This is a genomic window from Pseudomonas sp. FG6 (assembly GCF_057809015.1).
On record NZ_JBMDJD010000061.1, the window covers coordinates 1 to 16,605 of the forward strand.

General features: G+C 56.3%; 14 protein-coding genes and 1 tRNA gene. All 15 read right to left on the reverse strand.

The genetic code is table 11. From position 1 onward, the window contains the following. Positions 1 to 751, reverse strand: a 751-nt coding sequence (locus ACODSJ_RS24010; RefSeq protein ID WP_139197988.1) for an elongation factor Tu, incomplete at its 3' end; no start/stop codon positions are given. A 31-nt stretch (positions 752 to 782) separates the two neighbouring features. Then, positions 783 to 2,888: an elongation factor G gene (gene fusA / locus ACODSJ_RS24015; protein ID WP_489104114.1), complete on the reverse strand. Its 2,106-nt coding sequence runs from the start codon at positions 2,886 to 2,888 to the stop codon at positions 783 to 785. A gap of 30 nt (positions 2,889 to 2,918) precedes the next feature. After that, on the reverse strand, positions 2,919 to 3,389 hold the full coding sequence (gene rpsG / locus ACODSJ_RS24020; protein ID WP_024776462.1) for a 30S ribosomal protein S7: 471 nt from the start codon (positions 3,387 to 3,389) through the stop codon (positions 2,919 to 2,921). 102 nt (positions 3,390 to 3,491) lie between these two features. Further along, positions 3,492 to 3,863 (reverse strand): 30S ribosomal protein S12, encoded by a 372-nt coding sequence (gene rpsL / locus ACODSJ_RS24025; protein WP_003186084.1) that lies wholly within the window; start codon positions 3,861 to 3,863, stop codon positions 3,492 to 3,494. Positions 3,864 to 4,079: 216 nt separating this feature from the next. Next, positions 4,080 to 8,279 carry a DNA-directed RNA polymerase subunit beta' gene (gene rpoC, locus ACODSJ_RS24030; RefSeq protein ID WP_489104115.1) on the reverse strand — a complete coding sequence of 1,400 codons (4,200 nt, stop codon included), beginning with the start codon at positions 8,277 to 8,279 and terminating at the stop codon, positions 4,080 to 4,082. Between the two features lie 64 nt (positions 8,280 to 8,343). Next, positions 8,344 to 12,417, reverse strand: a complete 4,074-nt coding sequence (rpoB, locus tag ACODSJ_RS24035; protein WP_489104116.1) for a DNA-directed RNA polymerase subunit beta — start codon at positions 12,415 to 12,417, stop codon at positions 8,344 to 8,346. Further along, on the reverse strand, positions 12,417 to 12,584 hold the full coding sequence (locus ACODSJ_RS24040; protein WP_489104117.1) for a hypothetical protein: 168 nt from the start codon (positions 12,582 to 12,584) through the stop codon (positions 12,417 to 12,419). Before ACODSJ_RS24040 ends, rpoB begins: the two co-directional genes overlap by 1 nt. A 50-nt stretch (positions 12,585 to 12,634) precedes the next feature. Then, positions 12,635 to 13,000, reverse strand: coding sequence for a 50S ribosomal protein L7/L12 (gene rplL / locus ACODSJ_RS24045; RefSeq protein WP_489104118.1), 366 nt, complete (start codon positions 12,998 to 13,000; stop codon positions 12,635 to 12,637). A 78-nt stretch (positions 13,001 to 13,078) separates the two neighbouring features. Continuing rightward, a complete protein-coding gene (gene rplJ / locus ACODSJ_RS24050) occupies positions 13,079 to 13,579 on the reverse strand; it encodes a 50S ribosomal protein L10 (protein ID WP_260957970.1) in 501 nt (166 codons plus the stop codon). 198 nt (positions 13,580 to 13,777) lie between these two features. Then, positions 13,778 to 14,473: a 50S ribosomal protein L1 gene (gene rplA / locus ACODSJ_RS24055; RefSeq protein WP_003186095.1), complete on the reverse strand. Its 696-nt coding sequence runs from the start codon at positions 14,471 to 14,473 to the stop codon at positions 13,778 to 13,780. Continuing rightward, complete coding sequence (gene rplK / locus ACODSJ_RS24060) at positions 14,473 to 14,904, reverse strand: 50S ribosomal protein L11 (RefSeq protein WP_003176435.1); 432 nt, start codon at positions 14,902 to 14,904, stop codon at positions 14,473 to 14,475. The genes rplA and rplK overlap by 1 nt, the downstream gene beginning before the upstream one ends. Before the next feature lie 117 nt (positions 14,905 to 15,021). Beyond that, positions 15,022 to 15,555: a transcription termination/antitermination protein NusG gene (nusG, locus tag ACODSJ_RS24065; RefSeq protein ID WP_260957962.1), complete on the reverse strand. Its 534-nt coding sequence runs from the start codon at positions 15,553 to 15,555 to the stop codon at positions 15,022 to 15,024. A gap of 9 nt (positions 15,556 to 15,564) precedes the next feature. Beyond that, the gene (gene secE, locus ACODSJ_RS24070; RefSeq protein WP_489104119.1) at positions 15,565 to 15,933 is read right to left on the reverse strand and encodes a preprotein translocase subunit SecE; all 369 of its coding nucleotides are present in this window, start codon (positions 15,931 to 15,933) and stop codon (positions 15,565 to 15,567) included. A gap of 45 nt (positions 15,934 to 15,978) precedes the next feature. Continuing rightward, positions 15,979 to 16,054, reverse strand: a tRNA-Trp gene (locus ACODSJ_RS24075). Positions 16,055 to 16,107: 53 nt separating this feature from the next. Continuing rightward, positions 16,108 to 16,605 (reverse strand): EF-Tu C-terminal domain-related protein (locus ACODSJ_RS24080; protein WP_489104120.1); only part of this gene is annotated, 498 nt, incomplete at its 5' end.

The following is a 16,605-nucleotide window of genomic DNA, read 5'->3' on the forward strand; positions in this document are numbered from 1 at the left end:
GACCAACGATCTCAACTTCTTCCTGGATACGGACGATGCCACGCTCAACACGACCCGTCACAACAGTACCGCGACCCGAGATCGAGAATACGTCTTCGATTGGCATCAGGAACGGCTTGTCGATAGCACGCTCTGGCTCTGGGATGTAGCTGTCCAGAGTTTCCACCAGCTTCTTAACAGCAGTGGTGCCCATTTCGTTGTCGTCTTGGCCGTTCAGAGCCATCAGAGCCGAACCGATGATGATTGGAGTGTCATCACCTGGGAAGTCGTAAGTGCTCAGCAGGTCGCGCACTTCCATCTCAACCAGTTCCAGCAGCTCAGCGTCGTCAACCATGTCAGCCTTGTTCAGGAAGACAACGATGTACGGAACGCCTACCTGACGGGACAGCAGGATGTGCTCACGGGTTTGTGGCATCGGACCATCAGCGGCCGAGCAAACCAGGATCGCGCCGTCCATCTGGGCAGCACCGGTGATCATGTTTTTTACGTAGTCGGCGTGACCTGGGCAGTCAACGTGTGCGTAGTGACGCACGGCCGAATCGTATTCAACGTGAGCGGTGTTGATGGTGATACCGCGAGCTTTTTCTTCTGGGGCGCTGTCGATCTTGTCGAAGTCAACCTTGGCCGAACCGAAAACTTCGGAGCAGACACGGGTCAGAGCAGCGGTCAGAGTGGTTTTACCGTGGTCAACGTGGCCGATGGTGCCAACGTTGACGTGCGGTTTGTTCCGTTCAAATTTTTCTTTAGCCACGACAATTAACTCCTAGCTTAAAGGGGCTGAATCAGCCTTGCTTTTTGGTAACAGTCTCGACGATATGCGACGGAGCTGTGTTGTATTTTTTGAATTCCATAGAGTAGCTTGCGCGACCCTGAGACATGGAACGAACGTCGGTTGCGTAACCGAACATTTCACCCAACGGAACCTCGGCGCGAATAACCTTGCCGGAAACCGTGTCTTCCATACCCAGAATCATGCCACGACGACGGTTAAGGTCGCCCATGACATCACCCATGTAGTCTTCAGGCGTAACGACTTCTACTGCCATGATCGGCTCGAGCAACTCACCACCGCCCTTCTGGGCCAGTTGCTTGGTCGCCATGGAAGCAGCCACCTTAAACGCCATCTCGTTGGAGTCGACGTCGTGGTAAGAACCGTCGAACACGGTCGCCTTCAGGCCGATCAGCGGATAGCCGGCAACAACGCCGTTCTTCATCTGCTCTTCGATACCCTTCTGGATCGCCGGGATGTATTCCTTAGGAACCACACCACCCACGACTTCGTTCACGAATTGCAGACCTTCCTGACCTTCGTCAGCAGGAGCAAAACGGATCCAGCAATGGCCGAACTGACCACGACCGCCGGATTGGCGAACGAACTTACCTTCGATTTCACAGTTCTTCGTGATGCGCTCACGATAGGAAACCTGAGGCTTACCGATGTTGGCTTCGACGTTGAACTCACGGCGCATCCGGTCAACCAGGATGTCCAGGTGCAGCTCGCCCATGCCGGAGATGATCGTTTGACCAGTCTCTTCATCAGTCTTGACGCGGAAAGACGGGTCTTCCTGAGCGAGTTTGCCCAGAGCGATACCCATTTTTTCCTGGTCATCCTTGGTTTTTGGCTCAACGGCAACCGAAATAACCGGCTCCGGGAAGTCCATGCGAACCAGGATGATTGGCTTGTCGGCGTTGCACAAGGTTTCACCAGTGGTGACGTCCTTCATGCCGATCAAGGCCGCGATGTCGCCAGCGCGCACTTCCTTGATCTCTTCACGGGCGTTTGCGTGCATTTGCACCATACGACCCACGCGCTCTTTCTTGCCTTTTACCGAGTTGATCACGCCGTCGCCGGAGGCCAACACGCCCGAGTAAACTCGAACGAAGGTCAAGGTACCCACGAATGGGTCGGTAGCGATCTTGAACGCCAAAGCCGCGAACGGCTCGTCGTCACTTGCGTGACGCTCCATTTCCTCTTCCTCGTTATCCGGGTTGGAACCCTTGATAGCAGGAATGTCGGTTGGAGCAGGCAAGAAGTCGATAACGGCGTCGAGAACCAGGGGAACACCCTTGTTCTTGAAGGAAGAACCGCAAACAGCAAGAACGATCTCACCAGCGATAGTACGCTGACGCAGAGCGGCCTTGATTTCCTCGTTGGTGAGCTCTTCACCCTCGAGGTATTTGTTCATCAGCTCTTCGCTGGCTTCGGCCGCAGCCTCAACCATGTTGCCGCGCCATTGCTCGGCTTCTTCCAACAGCTCAGCTGGAATTTCCTTGCGGACAGGGACCATGCCCTTGTCAGCATCGTTCCAGTAGACCGCTTGCATGTTGATCAGGTCGATCTGGCCCTGGAAGTTGTCTTCCGAACCGATAGCGAGCTGGATAGGCACCGGAGTGTGACCCAGACGCTGCTTGATCTGACCGATCACGCGCAGGAAGTTGGCACCAGCACGGTCCATCTTGTTCACATAAACAAGACGTGGAACGCCGTATTTGTTGGCCTGACGCCATACGGTTTCCGACTGAGGCTCAACACCCGAAGTACCACAGAACACAACGACCGCGCCGTCGAGTACACGCAGGGAACGCTCAACTTCAATAGTGAAGTCTACGTGGCCCGGGGTATCGATGACGTTGAAGCGATGCTCGTGCGGGTACTGCTTCTCGGAACCTTTCCAGAAGGCAGTGATGGCAGCAGAAGTAATGGTAATACCACGCTCCTGCTCCTGCACCATCCAGTCTGTGGTCGCGGCGCCGTCATGCACCTCGCCCATTTTGTGACTTTTGCCGGTGTAAAAAAGGACGCGCTCGGTGGTGGTGGTTTTACCAGCATCCACGTGAGCGACGATACCGATGTTACGGTAGCGGTTAATCGGTGTAGTACGAGCCATAAAGCCCTCGCAAATTGAGTGACGCTAAAATTAGAAGCGGTAGTGCGAGAAAGCCTTGTTGGCTTCAGCCATACGGTGCACGTCTTCACGCTTCTTAACTGCAGCACCTTTACCTTCGGCAGCGTCCAACAGTTCGCCAGCCAAACGCAGAGCCATGGACTTCTCGCCGCGCTTGCGGGCGAAGTCTACAAGCCAGCGCATGGCCAGAGCGTTACGACGGGACGGACGAACTTCGACCGGAACCTGGTAAGTAGCACCGCCTACACGGCGCGACTTCACTTCGACCAGCGGAGCGATGGCGTCGAGTGCTTTTTCGAAGAGTTCCAGGGGATCGGAGTTCTTACGCTCTTTAACTTTTTCCAGCGCGCCATAAACGATACGCTCGGCAACGGCTTTCTTGCCGCTTTCCATTACGTGGTTCATGAACTTGGCGAGAATCTGGCTTCCGTATTTCGGATCGTCCAGAATCTCACGTTTGGCTGCTACGCGACGTCTTGGCATTGATAAGCCCTCAAACGGTCTTCAGGTTAGCCCGGGACAGCGAATGCGTGCCCGACCTTACTCTTATCGACTCAATAAAATTAAAAACTGCAAAACGGCCGATTACTTCGGACGCTTGGTACCGTACTTCGAACGACCTTGGTTACGACCTTTGACGCCGGAGGTATCCAGGGAGCCGCGAACGGTGTGGTAACGAACACCTGGCAAGTCTTTTACACGACCGCCGCGGATCAGTACCACGCTGTGCTCTTGCAGGTTGTGGCCTTCACCACCGATGTACGAGGAAACCTCGAAACCGTTGGTCAGACGCACACGGCATACTTTACGCAATGCCGAGTTAGGTTTTTTCGGCGTAGTGGTATACACACGGGTGCATACGCCACGACGTTGCGGGCAGTTCTGCAGCGCAGGCACGTCGGATTTCTCGACGATACGCTTACGCGGCTGACGTACCAGCTGGTTGATAGTTGCCATCTACTAGCTCCACTGTTGTCTTGCGACGCTATTGTCTTGCAAGAAAAGCAAAATGGCAGGAACGAATTCCCGCCAAATTTAGGGGATCAAGAGTCTAAAGAGGATCTTGCCCCCAGTCAAGGCAAGGCCCCGACCTCCCCGCCCGCCGGATATCGACAATTTGTCTCAATCCGCCGAACGGGGCGACCAGGGCCCGGCACTCAATTACCGCAGAACTCAGTTACCGCTCGAGTTCAGCGCTTCGGTCAGTGCAGCTTCCACTTCACTGGCGCTCACGCGCAACGGCTTGTCTGCATCACGGCGACGCTTGCGCTCGCTGTGATAGGCCAAACCGGTACCGGCCGGGATCAGACGACCCACAACCACGTTTTCTTTCAGGCCGCGCAGGTAATCGCGCTTGCCGGTTACCGCCGCTTCGGTCAGTACGCGAGTGGTTTCCTGGAAGGAAGCCGCCGAGATGAACGATTCGGTGGACAACGACGCCTTGGTGATACCCAGCAGAACACGGGTGAACTTGGCGACGAACTTGTCTTCCGCAGCCAGCCTCTCGTTCTCTACCAGCACGTGAGTCAGCTCCATCTGGTCGCCCTTGATGAAACTGGAATCACCGGACTCGGAGATCTCGACCTTACGCAGCATCTGACGCAGGATCGTCTCGATGTGCTTGTCGTTGATCTTCACGCCTTGCAGACGGTAAACGTCCTGGATCTCGTTCACGATGTACTTGGCCAGCGCACTCACACCCAGCAGACGCAGGATGTCGTGTGGATCGCTCGGGCCGTCGGAGATAACTTCGCCGCGGTTTACCTGTTCGCCTTCGAAGACGTTCAGGTGACGCCACTTCGGAATCAGCTCTTCGTACGGATCGCTACCGTCGTTCGGGGTGATGACCAGACGGCGCTTGCCCTTGGTCTCTTTACCGAACGCGATGGTGCCGCTGACTTCAGCCAGAATCGACGCTTCTTTTGGACGACGAGCTTCGAACAAGTCGGCAACACGCGGCAGACCACCGGTGATGTCACGGGTCTTCGAAGTTTCTTGCGGAATACGAGCGATAACATCACCGATCGCAATCTGCGCACCGTCCGCCACACCGACCAGGGCGTTGGCTGGCAGGAAGTACTGAGCGATAACGTCAGTGCCTGGCAGCAACAAGTCCTTGCCGTTGGCATCGACCATCTTCACGGCTGGACGGATGTCCTTGCCGGCAGCTGGACGATCTTTCGGATCGAGTACTTCAATGTTGGTCATACCGGTCAATTCGTCAGTCTGACGCTTGATCGTGATGCCTTCTTCCATGCCCACGTAGGTCACGGTACCTTTCATTTCGGTAACGATCGGGTGAGTGTGCGGATCCCACTTGGCCACGATAGCGCCAGCGTCGACCTTGTCACCTTCCTTGACCGAAATGACCGCACCGTAAGGCAGCTTGTAGCGCTCGCGCTCGCGACCGAAGTCGTCAGCGATTGCCAGCTCGCCCGAACGGGACACAGCCACCAGGTGACCATCAACACGCTCTACGTGCTTGAGGTTGTGCAGGCGGACGGTACCGCCATTCTTCACCTGGACGCTGTCGGCCGCGGAGGTCCGGCTTGCCGCACCACCGATGTGGAACGTACGCATTGTCAGCTGGGTACCCGGCTCACCGATGGACTGGGCAGCGATAACGCCGACCGACTCACCGATGTTCACCTGGTGACCACGAGCCAGGTCACGACCGTAGCACTTGGCGCAGATGCCGTAACGGGTTTCGCAGCTGATCGGCGAACGCACAATCACTTCGTCGATGCTGTTGAGTTCGATGAACTCGACCCACTTCTCGTCAACCAGGGTGCCAGCAGGAACGATCACGTCCTCGGTACCCGGCTTGAACACGTCACGGGCAATGACACGACCCAATACGCGCTCACCCAACGGCTCGACAACGTCGCCGCCTTCGATGTGCGGCGTCATGACCAGGCCATGCTCGGTGCCGCAGTCGATCTCGGTCACGACCAGATCCTGGGCAACGTCTACCAGACGACGAGTCAGGTAACCGGAGTTCGCGGTTTTCAACGCGGTATCCGCAAGACCCTTACGAGCACCGTGAGTGGAGATGAAGTACTGGAGTACGCTCAAACCTTCACGGAAGTTCGCGGTGATCGGGGTCTCGATGATGGAGCCGTCCGGCTTGGCCATCAGGCCACGCATACCGGCGAGCTGACGGATCTGCGCAGCAGAACCCCGTGCGCCCGAGTCGGCCATCATGTACATCGAGTTGAAGGACTCCTGATCGACTTCCTCGCCGTGGCGATCGATAACCTTCTCTTTCGAGAGGTTGGCCATCATCGCCTTGGAAACTTCATCGTTCGCCTTGGACCAGAGGTCGATGACCTTGTTGTACTTCTCGCCCTGGGTTACCAGGCCGGAGGCGTACTGACTTTCGATCTCTTTCACTTCTTCGGTAGCAGTACCGATGATGCGGGCTTTTTCATCCGGGATAACGAAGTCGTTAACACCGATGGAAACGCCGGAAATGGTCGAATAGGCAAAACCGGTGTACATCAACTGGTCAGCGAAGATCACGGTCTCTTTCAGACCAACCACGCGGTAGCACTGGTTGATCAGCTTGGAGATCGCCTTTTTCTTCATCGGCAGGTTGACGACGTCGAAGGACAGGCCTTTTGGAACAACCTGGAACAACAGCGCACGGCCGACAGTGGTGTCGACGATACGGGTGTTGGTCACGCTGTTGCCATCACGATCGTTCACGGTTTCGTTGATCCGCACCTTGACCTTGGCGTGCAGTGCGGCTTCGCCGGCACGGAACACACGGTCAACTTCCTGCAGATCCGCGAACACACGACCTTCGCCCTTGGCGTTGATCGCTTCACGGGTCATGTAGTACAGACCCAATACAACGTCCTGCGACGGAACGATGATTGGCTCACCGTTGGCTGGCGACAGGATGTTGTTGGTCGACATCATCAACGCACGCGCTTCCAACTGGGCTTCCAGCGTCAGCGGCACGTGCACGGCCATTTGGTCACCGTCGAAGTCGGCGTTGTACGCCGCACAGACCAGCGGGTGCAGCTGGATAGCCTTACCTTCGATCAGGACCGGTTCAAACGCCTGGATACCCAGACGGTGAAGGGTCGGTGCACGGTTGAGCAGCACTGGGTGTTCGCGAATCACTTCAGCGAGAACGTCCCAGACCTCTGGCAGTTCGCGCTCGACCATCTTCTTGGCTGCTTTGATGGTGGTCGCCAGACCACGCATTTCCAGCTTGCCGAAAATGAACGGCTTGAACAGTTCCAGAGCCATCTTCTTAGGCAGACCGCACTGGTGCAGACGCAGGGTCGGGCCTACGGTAATTACCGAACGACCGGAGTAGTCAACGCGCTTACCGAGCAAGTTCTGACGGAAACGACCCTGCTTACCCTTGATCATGTCAGCCAGGGATTTCAGAGGACGCTTGTTGGAACCGGTGATAGCGCGACCACGACGACCGTTGTCGAGCAATGCGTCGACCGCTTCTTGCAACATACGCTTTTCGTTACGCACGATGATGTCCGGAGCGGACAGATCGAGCAGGCGCTTCAAGCGGTTGTTACGGTTGATCACTCGACGATACAGATCGTTGAGGTCGGAAGTCGCGAAACGACCGCCATCGAGCGGAACCAGCGGACGCAGGTCTGGCGGCAGTACCGGCAGAACGGTCAACACCATCCACTCTGGCAGGTTGCCGGAACCCTGGAAGGCTTCCATCAACTTCAGACGCTTGGACAGCTTCTTGATCTTGGTTTCGGAGTTGGTTTGCGGAATCTCTTCGCGCAGACGGCCAATCTCGTGCTCCAGGTCGATCGCGTGCAGCAGTTCGCGGACAGCCTCGGCACCCATGCGGGCGTCGAAGTCGTCACCGAATTCTTCCAGCGCTTCGAAGTACTGCTCGTCGTTGAGCAGCTGACCTTTTTCAAGGGTGGTCATGCCTGGATCGATAACGACATAGCTCTCGAAATAGAGAACGCGCTCGATATCACGCAGGGTCATGTCCATCAGCAAACCGATACGGGACGGCAGCGATTTCAGGAACCAGATGTGGGCAACCGGCGAGGCCAGTTCGATGTGCGCCATGCGCTCACGACGAACTTTTGCCAGCGCGACTTCAACGCCGCACTTCTCACAGATCACACCGCGGTGCTTCAAGCGCTTGTACTTACCGCACAGGCACTCGTAATCCTTGACCGGGCCAAAGATCTTGGCGCAGAACAGGCCGTCACGCTCAGGTTTGAACGTACGGTAGTTGATGGTTTCCGGCTTTTTAACTTCACCGAACGACCACGAACGGATCATCTCAGGCGAGGCCAATCCGATACGGATGGCGTCGAACTCTTCGACTTGACCCTGGTTTTTCAGCAAATTCAGTAGGTCTTTCAAGGCCTTTCCTCCTGGCGGAGCAGAGAGCGGGCAGAACAGCCCCGCTCTCGATTCGCGTCACGTGTTATTCGGTTTCCAGATCGATATCGATGCCGAGGGAACGAATTTCCTTGATCAACACGTTGAAAGACTCGGGCATGCCCGGCTCCATACGGTGATCGCCGTCCACGATGTTCTTGTACATCTTGGTCCGACCGTTCACATCGTCCGACTTCACTGTGAGCATTTCTTGCAGAGTGTAAGCAGCACCGTATGCTTCCAGTGCCCAGACCTCCATCTCCCCGAAACGCTGACCACCGAACTGCGCCTTACCACCCAGCGGCTGCTGGGTAACCAGGCTGTAAGAACCGGTAGAACGAGCGTGCATCTTGTCGTCCACCAAGTGGTTCAGCTTCAGCATGTACATGTAGCCAACGGTAACCGGGCGCTCGAACTTGTTGCCGGTACGGCCGTCGAACAGCTGCATCTGGCCGCTTTCTGGCAGGTCTGCCAGTTTCAGCATGGCCTTGATTTCGCTTTCCTTGGCACCGTCGAACACCGGAGTGGCCATTGGAACGCCGCCGCGCAGGTTCTTCGCCAGGTCCAGGATTTCCTGGTCGGAGAAGGTGTCCAGCTCTTCGTTGCGGCCGCCGATCTCGTTGTAGATCTCGTGCAGGAACTTACGCAGGTCTGCCACCTTGCGCTGCTCTTCGACCATACGGTTGATCTTCTCGCCCAGACCTTTGGCCGCGAGGCCCAGGTGAGTTTCGAGGATCTGACCAACGTTCATACGCGAAGGTACGCCCAACGGGTTGAGGACGACGTCGACCGGGGTGCCATTGGCATCGTGCGGCATGTCTTCAACCGGCATGATCACGGAGACCACACCCTTGTTACCGTGACGACCGGCCATCTTGTCGCCCGGCTGGATGCGACGACGGATTGCCAGGTAAACCTTGACGATCTTCAGCACGCCTGGAGCCAGGTCATCGCCTTGCTGCAGTTTGCGCTTCTTGTCTTCGAACTTGTCGTCCAGCAGACGGCGGCGATCAACGATATAGGCCTGGGCCTTCTCGAGTTGCTCGTTCAGCGCGTCTTCGGCCATGCGCAGTTTGAACCACTGGCCGTGCTCCAGACCGTCGAGGACTTCGTCGGTGATTTCCTGACCTTTCTTCAGGCCAGCGCCGCCTTCAGCCTTGTGGCCTACCAGAGCGGAGCGCAGACGTTCGAAAGTGGCGCCTTCAACGATGCGGAACTCTTCGTTGAGGTCCTTGCGGATCTCGTCGAGCTGAGTCTTCTCGATGGACAGTGCGCGAGCGTCACGCTCAACGCCGTCACGGGTGAAGACCTGGACGTCGATGACGGTACCCTTGGTGCCGGTAGGCACGCGCAGGGAGGTGTCCTTAACGTCGCTGGCTTTCTCACCGAAGATCGCACGCAGCAGTTTTTCTTCCGGAGTCAGCTGGGTCTCGCCTTTCGGAGTGACCTTACCGACCAGGATGTCACCGGCGCCGACTTCGGCACCTACATAAACGATACCGGCTTCGTCCAGCTTGTTCAGCGCAGCCTCACCCACGTTCGGGATGTCCGCGGTGATTTCCTCTGGGCCAAGCTTGGTATCACGCGCCACACAGGTCAGTTCCTGGATGTGGATCGTGGTGAAGCGGTCTTCCTGGACCACACGCTCGGACAGGCAGATGGAGTCTTCGAAGTTGAAGCCGTTCCATGCCATGAACGCGATGCGCATGTTCTGACCCAGTGCCAGTTCACCCATGTCGGTGGACGGGCCGTCGGCCATGATGTCGCTGCGCTGAACCCGATCACCCTTGCTCACCAGCGGACGCTGGTTGATGCAGGTGTTCTGGTTGGAGCGGGTGTACTTGGTCAGGTTGTAGATGTCGACACCGGCTTCGCCCGGCTCTACTTCGTCATCGGCAACACGGACTACGATACGGCTGGCATCGACGGAGTCGATCACGCCACCACGACGAGCAACGACGCAAACGCCGGAGTCACGGGCAACGTTACGCTCCATGCCGGTACCTACCAGCGGCTTGTCGGCACGCAGGGTCGGTACAGCTTGACGCTGCATGTTCGAACCCATCAACGCACGGTTGGCGTCGTCGTGCTCGAGGAACGGGATCAGCGACGCGGCGACCGAAACTACCTGCTTCGGCGATACGTCCATCAAGGTGACGTCTTCCGGCGCCTTGACGGTGAACTCGTTCAGGTGACGAACAGCTACCAGCTCGTCGATCAGGACTTTCTTGTCGTTCATCGTGGCCGAAGCCTGAGCGATCACGTGATCAGCTTCTTCGATGGCGGACAGGAATACGATCTCGTCGGTAACCAGGGCGTCTTTCACCACGCGATACGGGCTTTCGAGGAAGCCGTACTGGTTGGTGCGCGCATAGGCTGCCAGGGAGTTGATCAGACCGATGTTCGGACCTTCAGGCGTTTCGATCGGGCATACACGGCCGTAGTGAGTCGGGTGTACGTCACGAACCTCGAAGCCTGCGCGCTCACGGGTCAGACCACCTGGGCCGAGTGCGGAGACACGACGCTTGTGGGTGATCTCGGACAGCGGGTTGTTCTGGTCCATGAACTGGGACAGCTGGCTCGAACCGAAGAACTCCTTCACCGCCGCCGCTACAGGCTTGGCGTTGATCAGGTCTTGCGGCATCAGGCCTTCGCTTTCAGCCATCGACAGACGTTCCTTGACCGCGCGCTCTACACGCACCAGGCCAACACGGAACTGGTTCTCGGCCATTTCGCCTACGCAGCGAACACGACGGTTACCCAGGTGGTCGATGTCATCGACGATGCCTTTGCCGTTACGGATGTCGACCAGGGTCTTGAGCACCGCAACGATGTCGTCCTTGTTCAGTACGCCCGAACCTTCGATCTCGGTACGACCGATACGACGGTTGAACTTCATCCGGCCGACCGCAGACAGGTCATAGCGCTCAGGGCTGAAGAACAGGTTGTTGAACAGGGTCTCGGCTGCATCCTTGGTTGGCGGCTCGCCAGGACGCATCATGCGATAGATCTCGACCAGGGCTTCCAGTTGGTTGCCGGTGGAATCGATCTTCAGCGTGTCAGAAATGAACGGACCGCAGTCGATGTCGTTGGTGTACAGGGTTTCGATACGAACGACCTGGCCCTTGACGATTTTCGCCAGGATTTCGACGGTCAGCTCAGTATTGCACTCTGCAATGATCTCGCCGGTGGCCGGATGCACGATGGCCTTGGCTGTGGTGCGACCCAGGACGTAGTCCATAGGTACCTGCAGCTCTTTGATACCGGCTTTTTCCAGCTGGTTGATGTGGCGAGCAGTAATACGACGACCTTGCTCGACAATAACCTTGCCTTTGTCATCCTGGATATCGAGGACGGCGATTTCACCGCGCAGACGCTGAGGCACCAGTTCCAGGCTGAGGTTTTCACCTTGCACGTGGAAGACGTTGGTGGTGTAGAACGCGTCCAGCACTTCTTCAGTGGTGTAGCCGAGCGCGCGCAGCAGTACCGATGCAGGTAGCTTGCGACGACGGTCGATACGCACGAATACGCAGTCTTTCGGGTCGAACTCGAAGTCCAGCCACGAACCGCGGTAAGGAATGATGCGGGCGGAGTAAAGCAGTTTGCCGGAGCTGTGCGTCTTGCCACGGTCGTGGTCGAAGAACACGCCCGGAGAACGGTGCAGCTGGGAAACGATTACACGCTCGGTACCGTTGATAACGAAGGTACCGTTTTCAGTCATCAGGGGGATTTCACCCATGTAGACTTCTTGCTCTTTGATGTCCTTGATCGCTTTGTTCGACGACTCTTTGTCGAAAATGATCAGGCGCACTTTTACCCGCAAAGGTACGGCGTAAGTAACACCGCGCAATACGCATTCTTTGACATCAAATGCCGGTTCGCCCAGGCGATAACCGACATACTCCAGCGCAGCATTGCCGGAGTAGCTGATGATCGGGAAAACGGATTTGAAGGCCGCATGCAGGCCCACGTCGCGGAACTGATCTTTAGTCGCTCCCGCTTGCAAGAATTCACGATACGAATCCAGCTGGATGGCCAGGAGATACGGCACATCCATGACGTCCGGCAACTTGCTAAAGTCCTTGCGGATACGTTTTTTCTCAGTGTATGAGTAAGCCATCAGCGTTCCCCAGCTTGGTCACCTGCTTGTTTGGCCCTCCCGACGGGAGCGGCCAGAAAATCTGCAAACCCCTTGGTTTGCGCCACCGCATCGGGTGGTTGCAGCTCGTTATCAGCACCGACCCAGTCGGCTGCCAATAACGGAAAAAGGCCGGTGGCAAAAGCCACCAGCCATCAGCCTTTCGCTTAACGCTCGGGCTGGAGACGCAAGGTCGAAATTACTTAACTTCGACGGTAGCGCCTGCTTCTTCCAGCTTCTTCTTCGCATCAGCAGCTGCGTCTTTCGAAACGCCTTCAGCGATGACCTGAGGAGCGCCATCGACTTTCTCTTTGGCTTCTTTCAGACCCAGACCGGTCAGTTCACGAACAGCCTTGATCACGTTAACTTTCTTCTCGCCAGCAGCGGCCAGGATAACGTTGAACTCGGTTTGCTCTTCAACAACAGCAGCGGCAACAGCTGGACCAGCCGAAGCAGCAGCAGCGGTAACGCCGAATTTTTCTTCGAAAGCTTTGATCAGCTCAACAACTTCCATTACGGACATGTTGCCAACGGCTTCGAGGATATCGTTTTGAGAGATAGACATGACTCTAAATTCCTGAATTGGGGGACGGCCTACGCGACCATCGAAATAAACAAAAAACGCGAAAAGAAGTGTCGAGCCTTAGGCTGCAGCAGCTTCTTTCTGGTCGCGCAGTGCCGCCAGGGTACGAGCCAATTTGCTGGTTGCGCCTTGAATCACGCTCATCAGCTGAGAAATTGCTTCGTCACGGGTCGGCAGAGTTGCCAGTACGTCGATCTGGTTAGCTGCGAGGAACTTGCCCTCGAACGCAGCTGCCTTAATCTCGAACTTGTCCTGACCTTTGGCGAATTCCTTGAACAAACGGGCAGCAGCGCCAGGATGTTGGGTGGAAAATGCGATCAAGGTCGGGCCGCTGAACACGTCGTTGAGAACACTGTATTCAGTGTCAGCAACGGCGCGCTTGAGCAGGGTGTTACGTACAACACGTACGTAAACGCCAGCTTCACGGGCCTCTTTACGGAGTCCGGTCATAGCGCCTACTGTTACGCCACGGGCATCAGCCACGACAGCGGACAGAGCAGCTTTGGCAGCCTCGTTGACTTCAGCGACGATGGCCTTCTTGTCTTCGAGTTTAATTGCCACGGGTTTAACTCCTGCTTGTTACCGTTTCATCCGGTCGAAACCGAATGTCGTTTTGGTGTCTGATTCGGTAAGGAACCGGGAGCACCATCTGCGTAGGCTTGTGGTTTAAGACTTTCGTCGCCTACGGTCTTGGATAGCCCCCGCCAGGCAGGGACCCCAATTTTTTGATTGGCGCAATCTCTTGCGCCAACCTGCGTCTTACGCGTCGAGCGAGCTCTGGTCGATGACCAGACCTGGGCCCATAGTGGTGCTCAGGGTTACGCGCTTGACGTAGATACCTTTCGAAGAAGCTGGCTTGATACGCTTGAGATCAGCGATCAGGGCTTCAACGTTTTCCTTCAGCTTGACGGCGTCGAAGCCGATCTTGCCAACGGAAGTGTGGATGATGCCGTTTTTGTCGGTGCGATAACGAACCTGACCAGCCTTGGCGTTCTTAACCGCGGTGGCGACGTCTGGTGTAACGGTGCCGACTTTAGGGTTAGGCATCAGGCCGCGCGGGCCGAGGATCTGACCCAACTGACCTACAACGCGCATGGCATCCGGGGATGCGATCACGACGTCATAGTTCAGGTCGCCGCCTTTCATTTCAGCAGCCAGATCGTCCATGCCAACGCGATCAGCGCCAGCAGCCAGAGCAGCTTCAGCTGCTGGGCCCTGGGTGAACACGGCAACACGAACGGTTTTGCCAGTGCCGTGTGGCAGCACGGTAGCGCTACGAACGACCTGGTCGGATTTACGTGGATCAACACCCAGGTTTACAGCAACGTCGAACGACTCGCTGAACTTGACAGTCGACAGCTCAGCCAGCAGGGCGGCGGCGTCTACAAAGTTGTAGGCCTTGCCTGCTTCGATTTTGCCGGCGATAGCCTTTTGACGCTTGGTCAGCTTAGCCATTACACACCCTCCACGTTAAGGCCCATGCTACGAGCAGAACCGGCGATAGTACGCACGGCTGCATCCATATCAGCTGCAGTCAGATCCGCGTTTTTGGTTTTCGCGATTTCTTCCAGCTGAGCACGGGTAACGGTGCCAACCTTAACGGTGTTTGGACGAGCGGAACCGCTGGTCAAACCTGCAGCCTTCTTCAGCAGAACCGAAGCAGGGGTGCTCTTTGTTTCGAAAGTGAAGCTACGGTCGCTGTAGACAGTGATGATCACTGGAGTCGGCAAACCTGGCTCAAGACCCTGAGTACGGGCGTTGAAAGCTTTGCAGAATTCCATGATGTTCACGCCGTGCTGACCCAAAGCAGGACCAACGGGTGGGCTTGGGTTAGCCTGAGCGGCCTTCACTTGCAGCTTGATGTAAGCGGTAATTTTCTTGGCCATGAGGCACTCCAATTACGGGTTCGAACGCCTCGAAAGGCTCCCCGGTTACTTGCGCGTTTATCCCAGTGACGACAAAACCCCACAGCCTAGGGCTGCGGGGTTGGGATGCCTGTTCAATCAGACCTTTTCGACCTGGCTGAACTCGAGCTCTACCGGAGTAGAGCGACCGAAAATGAGCACTGCCACTTGGATCCGGCTCTTTTCGTAGTTAACCTCTTCGACGGTGCCAGTAAAGTCAGCAAAAGGCCCATCATTGACCCGCACCATCTCACCTGGCTCGAACAACGTCTTCGGCTTCGGCTTATCACTGCCGTCAGCGACGCGACGCAGAATCGCTTCTGCCTCTTTGTCCGTAATAGGTGCAGGCTTATCAGCGGTACCGCCGATGAAACCCATAACTCGAGGGGTATCCTTGACCAAGTGCCAAGTCCCTTCGTTCATATCCATCTGAACCAGCACATAGCCTGGAAAAAACTTACGTTCGCTTTTGCGCTTCTGGCCATTGCGCATCTCGACCACTTCTTCAGTGGGGACCAGAATTTCGCCAAAGCCATCTTCCATGCCAGCCAGCTTTACACGCTCTATCAGCGAGCGCATAACATGCTTCTCGTAACCCGAGTAAGCATGCACAACGTACCAACGCTTAGCCACGGGACACCCTTAGCCAACAATCAAGGAAACAAGCCAGCCGAGCAGGGAGTCAAGCCCCCACAACAGCAACGCCATCACCAGAACGACAACCACTACGATCAACGTGGTTTGCGTGGTTTCTTGGCGAGTCGGCCATACGACTTTACGGATCTCGGTGCGAGCTTCCTTAGCGAGTACAAAGAACGACTTACCCTTGGTTGTTTGCAGGCCAACAAAGGCAGCAACAGCAGCAATAGCAAGCAATGCGAGTACACGGTACAGGATCGGCGATGCAGAGAAATACTGATTGCCAACAACGCCAACAGCCACCAAAGCGACTACCACTAGCCACTTGAGCAGATCGAAGCGAGAGCCTTGAGCTTCAGCTTTAGGAGTCATCTATGAAGATCCTGTGAAAAGAAAGCCAGACACACTGAGTGAATCTGGCAGGTCAGGAGGGAATCGAACCCCCAACCTACGGTTTTGGAGACCGTCGCTCTGCCAATTGAGCTACTGACCTAAAACAAAATCAGGCCGACCATTATGCCGGCCCGAAAAAGACATTACAACTGTTTACTCGATGACTTTAGCTACGACGCCGGCGCCGACGGTACGACCGCCTTCACGGATAGCGAAACGCAGACCGTCTTCCATCGCGATTGGCTTGATCAGAGTGACAGTCATCTGGATGTTGTCACCTGGCATTACCATTTCAACGCCTTCTGGCAATTCGCAGTTACCAGTCACGTCAGTAGTACGGAAGTAGAACTGTGGACGGTAGCCCTTGAAGAACGGAGTATGACGGCCGCCTTCTTCCTTGCTCAGAACGTAGACTTCTGCGGTGAACTTGGTGTGAGCCTTGACGGTACCTGGCTTGACCAGAACCTGACCACGCTCAACGTCGTCACGCTTGGTGCCGCGCAGCAGCACGCCGCAGTTCTCGCCAGCACGACCTTCGTCCAGCAGCTTGCGGAACATCTCAACGCCGGTGCAGGTAGTTTTCTGAGTATCGCGCAGACCAACGATCTCAACTTCTTCCTGGATACGGACGATGCCACGCTCAACACGACC